Raw genomic sequence first — 15,070 nt, 5'->3', positions numbered from 1 at the left:
GGTCAATTGTTGACGAAAAAAAACGCTCACTCCCGAGGGACGCCTTCCATGAAGATCTTCAGGAAATCTTCCAGGAACGCCTCGTCACTGCCCATGCCCGGCCAGTGCTCGTGATGACACTTGGCCTCGAACCACTGGGTGCAGGTCATCACGAACACGGCGATCACATGAGTAGGGTTGATATCCTTGCGCAGCAGGCCGCGCATCTGGGTCTGGCGAACCCACTCGGCACCCGCCCCAACGAGCTGGTTGTCGAGTTCGCTGCAGTGGCTGTCCCCCTCCAGATGGGTCCAGGCAAACAGTCGCACCACGCCGGGGTTGTCGCGCAGGAAATAAAAGTAGGCTTCCACCGAACGGCGCAGCAGCGCGGCATCCGGCTCGCCGGCTTCCTCCAGCATCGCCATCTGAGCGGTGAAATAGCGCTCGAAGGCGCGATTTTTGACTGCCTCCCAGAGCTGTTCCTTGCTGCCGAAATGGTGGTGGATCAAGCTCTTGGTGACCTTGGCCGAGCGTGCCAGCTCGCTGAGTTTGACCGCGGAGAAACCCTGCTCGACGAACAGCGCTTCCGCCGCCTCGAGGATACGGGCGCGGGTCAGTTCCGGATCGCGTGTCTGGGTTTTCTGGTTCATGCGGCGAAGATAGCCTTAACTGGCCGACCGGTCAATTAATTATCCATGACCGGGCCATGTCCTCATCGGATGAAGCCATGCGCCAACCTGGGGTATAATTCCCGCCCATTTGCGAACCACTCAATCCGAGAGCGCCCATGACCGCCACCTCAGGCAAGGTGATCGTCGGCATGTCCGGCGGCGTCGACTCCTCCGTATCCGCGCTGCTGCTACTCGAGCAGGGCTATCAGGTCGAAGGCCTGTTCATGAAGAACTGGGACGAGGACGACGGCACCGAGTACTGCACCGCCAAGGCCGACCTGGCGGATGCCCAGGCCGTGTGCGAGAAGCTCGGCATCAAGCTGCACAGCGCCAACTTCGCCGCCGAGTACTGGGACAACGTGTTCGAGCACTTCCTGGCCGAGTACAAGGCCGGGCGCACGCCGAACCCGGACATCCTGTGCAACCGCGAGATCAAGTTCAAGGTGTTCCTCGAGTACGCCGAGATGCTCGGTGCCGAGAAGATCGCCACCGGCCACTATGTTCGTGGCGGCGTGCGCCACGGTCGGCCGCGGCTGCTCAAGGGCATCGATGCCAACAAGGACCAGAGCTACTTCCTGCACGCCGTGCCGGAGGCTGCCATCGCCCGTACGCTGTTTCCCGTCGGTGAGCTGGAGAAGCCTGAGGTGCGCGCCATCGCCGAGCGTCATGGCCTGGCCACCGCGCGCAAGAAGGACTCCACCGGCATCTGCTTCATCGGCGAGCGCCGCTTCCGCGATTTCCTGCAGCAATACCTGCCGGCCCAGCCGGGCGTGATCGAGACGCCCGAAGGCGAAGTCATCGGCGAGCACATGGGGCTGATGTACTACACCCTGGGGCAGCGTCAGGGACTCGGTATCGGTGGGCTGGCCAACCACCCGGAGGCGCCCTGGTACGTGGCGAACAAGGATCTCGAGCGCAATGTACTGATCGCGGTGCAGGGCAAGCATCACCCGCTGCTCTACACCGATTCGCTGGCCACCGAGGCGATGGATTGGGTGGCCGGTGAGCCGCCCGCCGCCGAGGGCCGCTACACCGCCAAGACCCGTTACCGTCAGACCGACGTGCCCTGCACGGTCCGCACGCGGGAGGATGGCGGCGTCGAAGTTCTCTTCGATGAGCCCCAACGTGCCGTCACTCCCGGTCAGTCGCTGGTGCTCTACGACGGCGAGATCTGTCTGGGCGGCGGCGTGATCCGCGATATCTGGAATGCCATGGAGCCAGCCGCATGACCACTTCCCCCATCCACCGCGCGCCGGACTCCCCGACCGCACGTCAGGCCCTGGCCCTTGCCGGCGTGTTCCAGGCCGCCAGCCTGGTCGATGAACTGGCCCGCACCGGGCAGGTCGACACCCGTCCCTGGGAAACGCTGATTCGCGCCACGCTGGACACCAACCCCGAGAGCTTCGAAGCGACCTATGGCGGTCACCCAACAACCTGCGCCGCGGCCTCGAGGTACTCGAGGCCGTGGTGGGACGCCAGCAGGCCAATCCGGTCGTGCTTCGCTATGGTTTCTCGCTGCTGCTGCTGATGAACAAGCTGCGTGTCGACAACGACATGATGGCCTCTCTCGGCCAGCACCTGAACCGTATTCAGGGCCAGGCCGAACACTTCGGCACCACCCACGAGAACGTCATTGCCAGCCTGGGCGAGGCCTATCAGGAGACACTCTCGACCCTGAAGACCCGCATCGTGGTGCATGGCGACCCCTCGATGCTGCAGAGCCGCATGATGCCCGAACGCGTGCGCGCCATCCTGCTCGCCGGGATCCGCTTCGCCCTGCTCTGGCATCAGCAGGGCGGCCGGCGCTGGAAGCTGGTGTTCCAGCGCGGCGCCCTGAAAAAAGCCCTGGACCAGCTGGGCTGATACCCGTTTCCCCCACTCCATTTCCTACACGCACCGGATAACGACCATGCAAGCCGCTTCCCTGCCCCTCACTGCTCTTACCGCCCTTTCCCCCGTCGACGGCCGCTACGGCAACAAGGCCGAGAGCCTGCGCGAACACTTCAGCGAGTTCGGCCTGATCCGTGCCCGCGTGATCGTCGAGATTCGCTGGCTGCAGCGTCTCGCCGAGCAGGGCGGCATCGTCGAGGTGCCGCCGCTCTCCGCCGAGGCCACCGCCTTCCTCGAGGCCATGATTCGTGACTTCTCGCTGGCCGACGCCGAGCGCATCAAGGAGATCGAGCGCACCACCAACCACGACGTCAAGGCGGTGGAGTACTTCATCAAGGAGAAGATCGCCGAGCAGCCCGAGCTGCATGCGATCACCGAGTTCGTGCACTTCGCCTGCACCAGCGAAGACATCAACAACCTCTCCTACGGCGTGATGCTCGCTGACGGTCTGAAGACCCTGCTGCCGGTGATGCACCGGGTGGCCGACGAAATCGCCCGACTGGCCCACGAGCATGCCGCCCAGCCGATGCTCTCGCGCACCCACGGCCAGACGGCGAGCCCCACCACCCTGGGCAAGGAGATGGCCAACGTCGCCTATCGCCTGCGTCGCCAACTCGCCCAGATCGAGAGCGTCGAAATCCTGGGCAAGATCAACGGCGCGGTGGGCAACTACAACGCTCACCTGGCCACCTACCCGGACGTGGATTGGGAAGCCAACGCGCGTACCTTCGTCGAGGGCCTGGGGCTTACCTTCAACCCCTACACCACCCAGATCGAGCCGCACGACTACATCGCCGAGCTGTTCGATGCCGTATGCCGCTTCAATACCGTGCTGATCGACTTCGACCGCGACGTGTGGGGCTACATCTCGCTGGGCTATTTCAAGCAGAAAACCGTCGAGGGCGAGATCGGCTCCTCGACCATGCCGCACAAGGTCAACCCCATCGACTTCGAAAACTCCGAGGGCAACCTGGGCCTGGCCAACGCCGTGCTCGGCCATCTGGCGCAGAAGCTGCCGATCTCCCGTTGGCAGCGTGACCTCACCGACTCCACCGTACTGCGCAACCTGGGCGTCGGCCTGGCCTACGGCCTGATCGCCTATGAAGCGGCGCTGAAGGGCATCGGCAAGCTCGAGGCCAACCCGGCGCGCCTGGCCGAGGACCTCGACGCCAGTTGGGAAGTGCTCGCCGAGCCGATCCAGACGGTGATGCGCCGCTACGGCATCGAGAAGCCCTACGAGAAGCTCAAGGAACTGACCCGCGGCAAGCGCATCGACCAGGCCGGCTTTGCCGCCTTCATCGACACGCTGGAACTGCCGGCCGAGGTGAAGACCGAACTCAAGGCGCTGACGCCGGCCACCTACATCGGCAACGCCGAGGCCCAGGCCCGCCGGCTCTAAGGCCAGCGCGGGCAACGCAGGAGGCAACGATGGTCAAGCTCACCAGGATCTACACCCGCACCGGTGACAAGGGCGATACCGGTCTTGGCGACGGCAGCCGCGTGGCCAAGCACGACCTGCGCGTCGAGGCCTTCGGTACCGTGGACGAGACCAATGCCGTCATCGGCCTGGCCCAGTTGCATGCCACGGGCGAACTGCGCGATATCCTCGCCACCGTGCAGAACGACCTGTTCGACGTCGGTGCCGACCTGTGCACGCCCGAACAGGAGGCGCCGGAGTACCACCGCTGCGGATCACGGCTGGCCAGGTCGAGTATCTGGAAGCACGCATCGACGCCTGCAATGCCGAGCTCGACACCCTGCGTTCGTTCATCCTACCGGGCGGCACCGCGCTTGCCGCCCATCTGCATCTGGCCCGCACCGTGACCCGCCGCGCCGAGCGCCTGGTCACGGCGCTGATGGAGGAACAGCCGGTCAATCCCGAGGTGCTGCGCTATCTCAACCGCCTCTCCGACCTGCTGTTCGTTGCCGCGCGCCGGGCCAACGGCAACGGCCAGCGCGACGTGCTGTGGGTGCCCGGCGCCAACCGCTAAGCCTCGAGCCTCGCTCACAGCAATACGCTACCATTACGTTTTCCCCTGCAGGCCAGCCAGCCGGTTCGCCTGCAGACTTTCGTGCCAACTGCCTGACAGCGAGACACCATGTCCACCGACGCTCCTCTCACTCTGCTGGGTGGCCTTACGCCCGCTGAGTTCCTGCGCAACTACTGGCAGCGCCAGCCGCTGTTGATCCGTGGCGCCCTGCCCGACTTCGAAAGCCCGCTCGACCCCGACGAGCTGGCCGGGCTCGCCTGCGAGGAGGGCATCGAGGCCCGACTGGTCGAAGAGGAAGGGCCGGACGGGCCCTGGCAGATCAGCCACGGCCCCTTCGACGAAGCCGTGTTCAGCGAGCTGCCAGAGCGCGACTGGACCCTGCTGGTGCAGGCCGTGGACCATTATGTACCCGAGGTAGCCGAGCTGCTCGAGCACTTCGACTTCCTGCCCCGCTGGCGGCTCGACGACATCATGATCAGCTACGCCCCACCGGGCGGCAGCGTCGGTCCCCACGTCGATCAGTACGATGTGTTCCTGATCCAGGGGCTGGGCCGGCGTCGCTGGCAGCTCGGCGGCAAGGTACCTGACGATGCCCCCATACTCGACGGCATCGACCTGCGCATTCTCCAGCGCTTCACCGTCGAGCCGGGCGACGATTGGGTGCTGGAACCCGGCGACATGCTCTACCTGCCACCGGGCTGGGCCCACCACGGCGTCAGCCAGTCCGACGACTGCATGACCTATTCGGTGGGTTTCCGTGCCCCCTCGGCGGACGAGGCGATCACCTCCTTCGCCGATTACCTCGGCGAACAGCTGCCCGCTTCGAGTCGCTACAGCGACGCCGGCATGACCCCGCCAGCCGATCCGGCGGAGCTCGATGACGACTCGCTCGCGCGCATGCGTCGCTTGATTCTTGCGACCCTAGACGACCCTGCCCAGCTCGCCCAGTGGTTCGGCCGGGTGATGACGCAACCCAAGTACGTCGATCAGTTGATACCGAGCGAGACCCCTACCGACGTCGAGGAGCTTGTCGCTCTACTACATGAGGGTGAGGAACTCCTGCGCAGTCCCGGCTCGCGCTTCGCCTGGCGCGGCCTGAGCGAGCATCGCGCCACCCTGTTCGCCGACGGCGACGGAGTCGAGTGCACCCTACCCTTGGCTCGGGCCGTGGCCTCGGACACTCCTATCGATGCTGAACTACTGGCATACGAGGGAGCCGCCGAGCTGTTTGCCACATTGCTCGATGCCGGCAGCCTGACCTGGAACATGGAGGAGGAATGACGTCATGACGCACCGCATCGTCGTCAAGGAAGGCAGTTGGGAGGAGCTTGGCGACCTGGCCGGCGAGATCCGCCGTGTCGTGTTCATCGAGGAGCAGCGGGTACCGCTGGAGGAGGAGTGGGACGGACGCGACGATGAATGTCGCCACTTCCTCGCTCTACGTGGCAACAGCGCACTCGGTACCGCACGCCTGCTGCCCGACGGGCATGTCGGCCGAGTGGCCGTGCTGCGCGAAGCACGCGGCCTGGGTATCGGCGCGGCCCTGATGCAGGCCGCCATCGACACGGCACGCCGCCTGGGCCATGCGCAGGTCGAGCTCGCTGCCCAGACCCATGCCCTTGCCTTCTATGAGAACCTGGGCTTCGTCGCGTTTGGCGAAGTCTTCATGGACGCCGGTATTCCGCACCGCAACATGCGCCTTTCGTTGTAAGGCCAGACAACACCCAACCGCTCCACCGATCGAAAAACGACTACAGGAATGGCCCCCAAAAGGCCACTCTTGTAGTCGAACTACAACCCTTATTCCCCCCAAGTGTTGATTGTCCGGCCCAGAGAACATGGGGCATAGTGGTTTCATGGCAGCGTTAAAACACCTGTTCGGTAGCAAGCAAAAAATCTCCCGACCCGGTTCAATTTTAACGCCGACTCGGATTCGACCAAGGCCGTAGAGACAATCCCTGTCAGCTGGTTGAATCTGGTAATACTTCGCAGTTGCAGCATAACCCGGCCCGACCGGCACGATGCAGCAAGCAAGCGACCGACGAGGCAGCGAGCGCCGCCGCAGGCAATCGAAGCCGACGACCCCACCTCAGATCGGAAGGATGGCACCATGTCATACAAAGACGACATCAAGGCACTGGCTCAACTGCGCGAAGCCCAGCAAGGCAAGTGGGCCAGCATCAGCCCCGAGAATGCCGCCCGTATGCGCGCCCAGAACCGCTTCAAGACCGGTCTGGACATTGCCCGCTACACCGCAAAAATCATGCGTGAGGACATGGCCGCCTATGACGCCGACAGCGGTCAGTACACCCAGTCGCTGGGCTGCTGGCACGGCTTCATCGGCCAGCAGAAGCTGATTTCGATCAAGAAGCACTTCGGCACCACCAAGCGCCGCTACCTCTACCTCTCCGGCTGGATGGTCGCCGCCCTGCGCTCCGAGTTCGGCCCGCTGCCCGACCAATCCATGCACGAGAAGACCAGCGTGCCGAGCCTGATCGAGGAGCTCTACACCTTCCTGCGTCAAGCCGACGCCTGGGAACTCAACCACCTGTTCCGTGATCTGGAAGCCGCCCAGAAGGCGGGTGACAAGGCCAAGGCCGACGAGCTGATCGCCAAGATCGACAACCATGAGACCCACGTGGTGCCGATCATCGCCGATATCGATGCCGGTTTCGGCAACGCCGAGGCCACCTACCTGCTGGCCAAGAAGATGATCGAAGCGGGTGCCTGCTGCATTCAGCTCGAAAACCAGGTGTCCGACGAGAAGCAGTGCGGCCACCAGGATGGCAAGGTCACCGTGCCTCACGAGGATTTCCTGGCCAAGATCAATGCCGTGCGCTACGCCTTCCTCGAGCTGGGCGTTGAAGATGGCGTGATCGTCGCCCGCACCGACTCCCTGGGCGCCGGCCTGACCCAGAAGATCGCCGTGACCAAGGAGCCAGGCGACCTGGGCGACCAGTACAACAGCTTCCTCGACGGCGACGAGATCACCTCCGCTTCCGACATCGACAACGGCGACGTCGTGATCAAGCAGAACGGCAAGCTGGTCAAGGTCAAGCGCCTGGCCTCCGGCCTTTACCAGTTCAAGCCGGGCACCGGCGAGGACCGCGTGGTGCTGGATTGCATCACCAGCCTGCAGAACGGCGCCGACCTGCTGTGGATCGAGACCGAGAAGCCCCATGTCGGCCAGATCGCCAGCATGGTGAATCGCATCCGCGAAGTGGTGCCGGACGCCAAGCTGGTCTACAACAACTCGCCCTCGTTCAACTGGACCCTGAACTTCCGCCAGCAGGTGTTCGACGCCTGGGAGAAGGAAGGCAAGGACGTCTCCGCCTACGACCGCAGCAAGCTGATGAGCGAGGAGTACGACAGCACCGAGCTGGCCAAGCTGGCCGACGAGTGGACACGCAACTTCCAGCGCGACGCCTCGCGCGAGGCCGGCATCTTCCACCACCTGATCACGCTGCCGACTTACCACACCGCCGCGCTGTCCACCGACAATCTGGCCAAGGGCTACTTCGGCGACGAGGGCATGCTGGCCTATGTCGCTGGCGTGCAGCGCCGCGAGATCCGCGAGGGCATCGCCACCGTCAAGCATCAGGACATGGCCGGCTCCAACATCGGTGACGACCACAAGGAGTTCTTCCACGGCGAAGCCGCACTCAAGGCTGGTGGCAAGGACAACACCATGAACCAGTTCGGCTGAGCATGGCGTAGCGGTAACGACTGGAACCCTTGGGAGGCCTCGCGCCTCCCTTTTTTTCGTCTTTTTCTTGCACTATTCTGCTGGCCACACGGTCGGAACCGGGGCGGTCGTCTCATCTTCCTCTTTTTTTGCCGACTTTGGCGCATCGAGGCACGGCACCCTGTCATTCGGCACTGGTCAAATACGGTATGGCTGGTTAAGCTAGTTAGCAAACAGTGTTTCCATAACCCGGCAACGACGACACCCCACATACATATGGGCATCGCCTTGCCTCAGGAGGTGTACATGAAGCGTCTTCTTCCCGTGCTGGCCATTGGCATGCTGACCCTGGCTGGCTGTGCCAATACCTCGACCATGGGCGGTGACGTCTATCGGGGCTCTCAGGCTGGCACCGCCCAGACCGTCACCTTCGGCACCATCACTGCGCTGCGTCAGGTGCAGGTCCAGGCCGACAGCCGCGCGGGCGGCATCATCGGCACCGGCGGCGGGGCCGTGGTGGGTGGCTTGCTCGGCCGCCAGGTGGGCGGAGGCTCCGGCCGGCAGTTGGCAACCGCAGCAGGCGTCATCGGTGGCGCCGTGGCGGGTAGCGCCATCGAGGAATCGACCAATCGCGTACGCGCCTGGGAAATGGAGATCCGTCGCGACGACGGCCAGAACGTCGTGATCGTGCAGAAAGCCGACCGTCCCTTCCAGGTCGGCCAGCGCGTACGCATGATCGGCAGCGGCGCCAACGTGACCGTGGCCCCCTACTGATCCGGATCGCCCCCGCCTGGTCTGAGCCCGTCAGCCACTCGGCATAGCAGCACATTCGGCCTAGCGACAAAATTGCCACAGCAACACGATGAGGGCCCGCGGTGTTTGATGACGCCGCGGGCCCTCATCGTTTCCGTGCGCCGCCGTTGGGCGGCGCACCAAGGATCAATGGAAGTTGGCCCTGCCCATCGCCCAGCCAGTCACTTTCTTGATGACCAACGCCAAAATGGCCAGCACGATCACAGTCAGCAGCATGTCGATGGGACGAACCAGCGTCGTGGCCCCCAACACGGCGAGTGCCACGCTCCAGACCCAACGGTTGTCATCACCGCTCTTGATGACGCGCGGTACCACCTTGTTCAAACCGGCGCTGACGGTCGTTTCCCACATCTTGATGCTGAAGAACAGGATGAGGGCAAAGGCAATCAGCCAGATCACGATTTCGGTCATGGGCTCACTCCAGAGTAGAAAGACGGATTTCGATAGGACGAAAATTTGGGTCACGCTAGGGTAGCCGCGAGGCCAAGGGGGCGCAACACCGCCAAAAGGCGTGAATGCGACTCAGAAAGGGGCTTCATAACCTGAAAAAACTGCATCCCCCCTGACAGCTCCGGCCTCGCGCGTTACCATGGTTTGTACATGCACTCACCGAAAGGTTCATCAATGCAGATTGCGCAAAATTCCGTTGTCGCGTTCCACTACACCCTGACCAACGATGCAGGTGAGGTGCTGGACAGTTCGGAAGGCCGTCAGCCGCTGACTTACCTCCACGGCGCCGGCAATATCATTCCGGGCCTGGAGAAGCAGCTCGAAGGTCGCGAAGCCGGCGACAAGCTCAACGTGACCGTTGCCCCCGAAGAGGGTTACGGCGAAGTACAGCCTCAACTGGTGCAAGAAGTGCCGCGCGATGCCTTCCAGGGCGTCGAGTCCGTTGAGCCGGGCATGCAGTTCCAGGCCCAGACCCAGGGCGGGCCGCTGATGGTCACCGTGACCAAGGTGGAAGGCGACACCGTGACGGTCGACGGCAACCACCCGCTGGCCGGGCAGAAGCTCAACTTCGACGTCGAGATCGCCGAGGTGCGCGAAGCCAGCCAGGAAGAGATCGAACACGGTCACGTGCACGGCGAAGGCGGGCATCAGCACTAAGCGTCAGCACGTCCAGGACATGCCAGGGGCAGCCAGATGGCTGCCCTCTTTCTATGTGCTCGTTCCTACCCGCTCGTTCCTGTGCACTTGTTCGAGGTACTAGTTCGAGGCGCTTGCCTGAAGTGAGACAGCCTCAGGAATTCCTGGCGCCATTTGGCTCCAGCGCCTTGAGCATGCGGTATCCTCCCCATAGCCGCGTGATGGTGGTAATCAGGCACGCCACGGCAAACAGTGTGGCCAACAGGGCAAAATGGTGCGGCAGTAGACAGAAGAGCACGAAGGCAAGGATGGTCTCGGTGCCTTCGGTCAGGCCATGCAGGTAGTAGAAGGCCTTCTTCTGGAAACGCGGACGCTCGAGCCCATGGCGGGTCGCCATGATGGCAAAGGCCAGGAACGAGGTGCCGGTGCCGATAAAGGCGAACAGCAGGAAGGCGGCCGCTAGCGCATTGGCGGCTGGATTGGCCAGGGCGAAGCCCAATACCACGGCGGCATAGAAAACGAAGTCGAGGCCGATGTCGAGAAAACCGCCGGCATCGCTAGGACTGTCCACAAGCCGTGCCAGGACGCCATCCACCCCATCGCCCAGGCGGTTGAGCAGAATCGCCACCAGAGCGGCCAAATACCATTCCATGGCAAGCAGCGGCAGGCTGAGCATACCGATGACGAAGGCCGCCAGGGTTACCTGGTCGGGCTCGATGCCCCATGCCTGGAAGCGCCTCGCCACGGCACCGAGAGGTGCCTGTGTCAACGGCATGGTCCAGCGATCAAGCATCCTTCCTCCTCATCTCATCCGTTGCGGCCGATGCCGGCCCTGCCCCCCGGCGCCAGGCGAAGTAGCGCTCGAGCCAGCCCAGCAGGCGCTCGGGCTTGTGCGCGTTCTTCCATACCCCCGCCGTGGCCTTGGCCGCCTCCGACCAGGTGGGATAGGGATGGACCGTGCCCAGCAGCTTGTTCAAACCGATGCCGTGCGTCATTGCCAGGGTGAATTCGGCCAACGTCTCGCCGGCCCCCTGCCCCACGATGCATGCGCCGAGGATACGATCCCGGCCCGGCACCGTCAGTACCTTGACGAAGCCCTCGGTCTGGCCCTCGGCAATGGCCCGGTCCAGCTCGGCGAGCGGGTAACGGGTAACCTCGAACTCGATGCCGCGGGCCCGCGCCTCGCCCTCGCTGAGCCCCACCCGTGCCACTTCCGGCGCGGTGTAGGTGACCGCCGGCAGCGCCCGATAGCTGACGCGAAAGCGCTTGAACTCACCGAACAGCGCATTCACCGTGGCATGCCAGGCTTGATGGCCACTGGCATGGGTCAACTGGAACGGGCCGGCCACGTCACCACAGGCCCAGACATTGGGCAGCACGCTCTGCAGGCTCTCGTCCACCGCCAGGGTGCCGTCCTCCCGCGTTTCGACGCCCAACGACTCGAGCCCCATGCCAGTCACGTTGGCCTGGCGCCCCACCGCGACCAGCAGGCGATCGAAGGGCAGCCGGTGCACTTCGACTTCACCCGAGGCCAGGCGATGCTCCACCTCCAGCACATGGCCGCTACCGGCCTCCTCGTCCGGCACGACACATAGCGCACGAGTGTCGAGCCAGACTTCGAGCCCCTCACTGGCAAAGCGCTGGCGCAGCAGGTCGGCGGTATCGATATCCTCGCGTGGCAGCAGTTGAGGCCCCATCTCGACCAGACTCACCCGGCTTCCCAGGCGGGCGAAACTCTGCCCCAGCTCGCAGCCGATGGGGCCGCCACCCAGCACCACCAATCGACCAGGAAGGGTCTCGAGTTGCCATAGATTGTCCGAGGTCAGCACTTCGATGGCTTCGATTCCTGGCAGCGGCGGCACCTTCGGTCTTGCCCCACTGGCGATGATCACATGTCGCGTAGTGAGCACTCGCTCACCCACGTCACCCGCCACGCGAACCCGCCACGGATCCTGGAGGCAAGCTTCACCGGTGAGTACCTCGACCCCCAGCTTCTCGTAGCGCTCCCGGCTGTCGTGGGGCTCCACTTCGCGAATGGCACGCTGCACGTGCGCCATCACGGCACCGAAGTCGACCTGCGGCTCGCCAGCATGAACACCATAGCGTTTGGCCCCACGAATTTCCTCGGCCACCCGCGCCGCGCGAATCAACGCCTTCGACGGCACACAGCCGGTATTCAGGCAGTCGCCGCCCAGGCGGTCACGCTCCACCAGCGCCACCCTGGCTTTCACTGCCGCCGCGATGTAGCTCGCCACCAGCCCAGCCGAACCGCCGCCGATCACCACGATGTCATAATCGAAACGCGCCGGGCGGTGGAAACGCTGCGCCAGTCGCCGGCGCTTGGCAATGGCCACCAGGCCGCGAGCCAGCCAGGGAAACAGACCGATCAGCACGAAAGAACCAATCAGCCCCGGCGAGAGTATTCCGGACAGCGACTGCAGGTTGCCGAGTTCGCGCCCGGCATTCACGTAGACCGCCGTGCCCGGCAACATGCCCAGCTGACTGACCCAGTAGAAGGTCCACAGGCGCATGCGGGTCAGCCCCATCACCAGGTTGATGACGAAAAAGGGAAACAGCGGGATCAGTCGCAGGGTGAAGAGATAGAAGGCGCCCTCGCGCCGGATTCCGGCATTGATACGCTCGAGTTGCGGCGCGAAGCGCCTTTCCAACGGTGCCCGAGCCAGGGTGCGTGCGATCAGAGCGGCCAGGGTCGCTCCCAGCGTGCTGGCAAAGGAGATGATCAAAAGCCCCCAGCCAAGCCCGAACAGGGCGCCGCCCAACACCGTCATCAGCGCGGCACCGGGTAACGAAAGCGCCGCCATGAGCACGTAGATGACGAAGAAGCCCCCTACCACCGTGACCGGGTCATCGGCCAGCCAGGCCTGGAAGCGCGCCTGCTCGACTTGCAGATTGGCCAGTGTCAGCACCTCATTGGCGCCGCTGAGAAAGTAGGCGGCCACACTGGCGGCAAGAACCAGGAGCAGTATCAAGCGACGACGCGTCACGGGCGACTCCGAATTGGCAGGTGGTGTTAACAAAGGCTATACGGAACCTGTGTCGTGCGACAGCTTCCAACCTTACAAACCGCCACACAACGAAACGAGGTAGCCATCATGCCCAGGATGCGAAATGCCCTGCCGTGGGTGCCGTTACTGCTGATGTTGCCCTTCGGCCAGGGCCTTGCGAACGACGAAACCGCCAGCGCCGTGTTCGGGGGCGGCTGCTTCTGGTGCGTGGAAGAGGCCTTCGACAAGGTGTCGGGCGTGACCTCCACGACTTCCGGCTTCAGTGGCGGACACGTCGAGAATCCCAGCTACCAGCAGGTAGTGGATGGCAATACCGGCCATGCCGAGGTGGTGAGGGTCGAGTATGATCCCGAGGTGGTCGACTACGCCACGCTGCTGCACGTGTTCTGGCGCAACATAGATCCGTTTGCCGTCGACCGGCAGTTCTGTGACGTGGGCGAGGCGTATCGCAGCGTGATCTACTATTCCAGCGACGAGGAGCAAGCCCTGGCCGAAGCCACCCGCGACGAACTCGCCGAGCGCTTCGGGCGCGAGATCGCTACCGAGATCAGCTCCTTCGAGGCTTTCTATCCCGCCGAGGAGTACCACCAGGACTACTATCGCAAGAATCCGGTGCGCTACAACTACTACAAGGCGGCCTGCGGACGCGAACGCCGCCTCGAAGCGGTGTGGGATGATGAAGCGGGCGGACTAGCGCGCCAGTGAGACCCGTTCACTGATTCGTTCGCCGCGCCATAGCCACAGCGCAATGCCCAGTGTGACGCCGAGCAGAAGCCAGGAGCCGATGGCCACGCCGAGCCATCCGCCACGCTGCCAGAACGGCTCGAGCCAGAGGCTGCCGAGGCTCGCCCCAAGATAGTAGAAGACCAGATAGAGCGCCGAGGCACTGCCCCTCGCCCGCTCCGACTGGCGGCTGACCCAACTGGAGGCCATGGAGTGGGCCAGGAAGAACCCCACCGCATTGATGGTCAGCCCGGCGATGATCCAGGCCAGGGAATCCACCAGGGTGACGAAGGTACCGCCCATCAGGATGAGGATGCCAAGCGTCATGCAGGCTGGCTGGCTGAAGTGGCGGGTCAGGCGACCGGAGAGCGCCGAACTCAGGGTGCCACCCAGGTAGGTGAGAAAGATCATTCCCAGCCAGCGGGCACTGAGATCGAAAGGAGCTTCGGCCAGGCGGAAGGTAATATAGCTGTACTGGTTGATGAAAATGAGGAAATTGATACCACCGAGCAGGTAGGCGGCCAGCAGCAGCGGATGGCGCAAGTGCCCGCCCAGGTCCGTCACGGCGGCACGCAGCTCGAAACGACGCGGCTTGAACTGGCGAGGTGCTGGCAGCAGCTTCCAGAACAGCGCCACCCCGGCCAGGGTCACCATGCCCACCGTCAGGAAACCAGCGCCGGCGCCGCCGATCTCGCCGACGCCCCCGCCGATCAGTCGCCCACCGATCCCACCCAGGGTATTGGCGCCGATATACAGGCCCACCGCCGCCAGCAACGCCGGTCGGTCGAACTCATCGCCCATCCAGGCAATGGCAACCGCCGGCAGCCCGCCGAGCACGAAGCCCTGGACCAGGCGAAGCGCCAACAGAGTCTCGAAGCTGGGCGCCAAGGCCAGCCCCAGCGAACACAGCCCGGTCAGGAGCAGTGTCACGCGCATGATGCCGCCGCGCCCGATGGCATCCGACAGCGGGCCGAAGACCAGCAGTGCCCCCGCCAGAGCGAGCGTGGCCACCGACATGACCAGGCTGACACCCAGGGTCGACACGCCATAGAGCTGACGCAGCTCCGGCAGCAGCGGCTGCGGTGCATACAGATTGACGAAAACCAGGATAGAGCCCAGGCAGAGCGCCAGGGTAGCGCGCCACCAGGCGCGAGAACGGACGGTGATCATGCAGCAAACCTGGCAGAGATTTGCCTTCCATGATCA

Annotated in this window: 13 protein-coding genes and 2 pseudogenes; 10 read left to right on the top strand and 5 right to left on the bottom strand. The window is 64.0% G+C overall.

The window, feature by feature from the left end:
- Positions 1-26: 26 nt before the first annotated feature.
- A complete protein-coding gene (locus tag EKK97_RS07880; RefSeq protein WP_159550911.1) occupies positions 27-629 on the bottom strand; it encodes a TetR/AcrR family transcriptional regulator in 603 nt (200 codons plus the stop codon).
- A gap of 137 nt (positions 630-766) precedes the next feature.
- On the opposite strand from EKK97_RS07880, the gene mnmA reads away from it, so the two are divergent.
- The 8 genes and pseudogenes from mnmA to EKK97_RS07840 all read left to right on the top strand — a co-directional run bounded on the left by mnmA (position 767) and on the right by EKK97_RS07840 (position 8,990).
- On the top strand, positions 767-1,879 hold the full coding sequence (mnmA, locus tag EKK97_RS07875; RefSeq protein ID WP_159550909.1) for a tRNA 2-thiouridine(34) synthase MnmA: 1,113 nt from the start codon (positions 767-769) through the stop codon (positions 1,877-1,879).
- Positions 1,876-2,513, top strand: a pseudogene (hflD, locus tag EKK97_RS07870) (high frequency lysogenization protein HflD). Before mnmA ends, hflD begins: the two are co-directional and overlap by 4 nt.
- Before the next feature lie 61 nt (positions 2,514-2,574).
- Positions 2,575-3,939 (top strand): adenylosuccinate lyase, encoded by a 1,365-nt coding sequence (purB, locus tag EKK97_RS07865; RefSeq protein ID WP_159555722.1) that lies wholly within the window; start codon positions 2,575-2,577, stop codon positions 3,937-3,939.
- A 29-nt stretch (positions 3,940-3,968) separates the two neighbouring features.
- Positions 3,969-4,531, top strand: a pseudogene (locus EKK97_RS07860) (cob(I)yrinic acid a,c-diamide adenosyltransferase).
- Positions 4,532-4,639: 108 nt separating this feature from the next.
- A complete protein-coding gene (locus tag EKK97_RS07855; RefSeq protein WP_159550907.1) occupies positions 4,640-5,812 on the top strand; it encodes a cupin domain-containing protein in 1,173 nt (390 codons plus the stop codon).
- Positions 5,813-5,816: 4 nt separating this feature from the next.
- Positions 5,817-6,242, top strand: coding sequence for a GNAT family N-acetyltransferase (locus tag EKK97_RS07850; RefSeq protein WP_159550905.1), 426 nt, complete (start codon positions 5,817-5,819; stop codon positions 6,240-6,242).
- A gap of 399 nt (positions 6,243-6,641) precedes the next feature.
- Complete coding sequence (locus EKK97_RS07845) at positions 6,642-8,237, top strand: isocitrate lyase (protein WP_159550903.1); 1,596 nt, start codon at positions 6,642-6,644, stop codon at positions 8,235-8,237.
- Positions 8,238-8,522: 285 nt separating this feature from the next.
- Entirely contained in the window at positions 8,523-8,990 is a 468-nt protein-coding gene (locus tag EKK97_RS07840; RefSeq protein ID WP_159550901.1) for an outer membrane lipoprotein, read from the top strand.
- 165 nt (positions 8,991-9,155) lie between these two features.
- On the opposite strand, the gene EKK97_RS07835 is transcribed toward EKK97_RS07840, so the two are convergent.
- A complete protein-coding gene (locus tag EKK97_RS07835; RefSeq protein ID WP_159550899.1) occupies positions 9,156-9,440 on the bottom strand; it encodes a hypothetical protein in 285 nt (94 codons plus the stop codon).
- A gap of 213 nt (positions 9,441-9,653) precedes the next feature.
- Between EKK97_RS07835 and slyD the strand changes: the two genes are divergently transcribed.
- A complete protein-coding gene (slyD, locus tag EKK97_RS07830; protein WP_159550897.1) occupies positions 9,654-10,136 on the top strand; it encodes a peptidylprolyl isomerase in 483 nt (160 codons plus the stop codon).
- A gap of 133 nt (positions 10,137-10,269) precedes the next feature.
- Here the strand turns inward: slyD and EKK97_RS07825 are convergent, their stop codons facing one another.
- Positions 10,270-10,908 (bottom strand): CDP-alcohol phosphatidyltransferase family protein, encoded by a 639-nt coding sequence (locus EKK97_RS07825; protein ID WP_159550895.1) that lies wholly within the window; start codon positions 10,906-10,908, stop codon positions 10,270-10,272.
- A complete protein-coding gene (locus EKK97_RS07820; RefSeq protein WP_159550893.1) occupies positions 10,901-13,120 on the bottom strand; it encodes an FAD-dependent oxidoreductase in 2,220 nt (739 codons plus the stop codon). Before EKK97_RS07820 ends, EKK97_RS07825 begins: the two co-directional genes overlap by 8 nt.
- Before the next feature lie 108 nt (positions 13,121-13,228).
- On the opposite strand from EKK97_RS07820, the gene msrA reads away from it, so the two are divergent.
- A complete protein-coding gene (gene msrA, locus EKK97_RS07815; RefSeq protein ID WP_159550891.1) occupies positions 13,229-13,846 on the top strand; it encodes a peptide-methionine (S)-S-oxide reductase MsrA in 618 nt (205 codons plus the stop codon).
- Here the strand turns inward: msrA and EKK97_RS07810 are convergent.
- A complete protein-coding gene (locus tag EKK97_RS07810) occupies positions 13,832-15,034 on the bottom strand; it encodes an MFS transporter (protein WP_159550889.1) in 1,203 nt (400 codons plus the stop codon). The genes msrA and EKK97_RS07810 overlap by 15 nt on opposite strands.
- Positions 15,035-15,070: the final 36 nt, after the last annotated feature.

The organism is Billgrantia tianxiuensis, from assembly GCF_009834345.1.
GTDB classification, from domain to species: Bacteria; Pseudomonadota; Gammaproteobacteria; order Pseudomonadales; family Halomonadaceae; genus Halomonas; species Halomonas tianxiuensis.
Note: the sequence above shows the minus strand (reverse complement) of the source record. Positions and strands in the feature narration are given on the sequence as shown.

Bases quoted from the DNA above. Each gene is read 5' to 3' on its own strand.
- mnmA (WP_159550909.1), top strand. From the start codon at position 767: ATGACCGCCACCTCAGGCAAGGTGATCGTCGGCATGTCCGGCGGCGTC.
- EKK97_RS07840 (WP_159550901.1), top strand. From the start codon at position 8,523: ATGAAGCGTCTTCTTCCCGTGCTGGCCATTGGCATGCTGACCCTGGCT.
- EKK97_RS07810 (WP_159550889.1), bottom strand. From the start codon at position 15,034: ATGATCACCGTCCGTTCTCGCGCCTGGTGGCGCGCTACCCTGGCGCTC.
- EKK97_RS07880 (WP_159550911.1), bottom strand. From the start codon at position 629: ATGAACCAGAAAACCCAGACACGCGATCCGGAACTGACCCGCGCCCGT.
- EKK97_RS07825 (WP_159550895.1), bottom strand. From the start codon at position 10,908: ATGCTTGATCGCTGGACCATGCCGTTGACACAGGCACCTCTCGGTGCC.
- EKK97_RS07850 (WP_159550905.1), top strand. From the start codon at position 5,817: ATGACGCACCGCATCGTCGTCAAGGAAGGCAGTTGGGAGGAGCTTGGC.
- EKK97_RS07835 (WP_159550899.1), bottom strand. From the start codon at position 9,440: ATGACCGAAATCGTGATCTGGCTGATTGCCTTTGCCCTCATCCTGTTC.
- EKK97_RS07855 (WP_159550907.1), top strand. From the start codon at position 4,640: ATGTCCACCGACGCTCCTCTCACTCTGCTGGGTGGCCTTACGCCCGCT.
- EKK97_RS07845 (WP_159550903.1), top strand. From the start codon at position 6,642: ATGTCATACAAAGACGACATCAAGGCACTGGCTCAACTGCGCGAAGCC.
- slyD (WP_159550897.1), top strand. From the start codon at position 9,654: ATGCAGATTGCGCAAAATTCCGTTGTCGCGTTCCACTACACCCTGACC.
- msrA (WP_159550891.1), top strand. From the start codon at position 13,229: ATGCCCAGGATGCGAAATGCCCTGCCGTGGGTGCCGTTACTGCTGATG.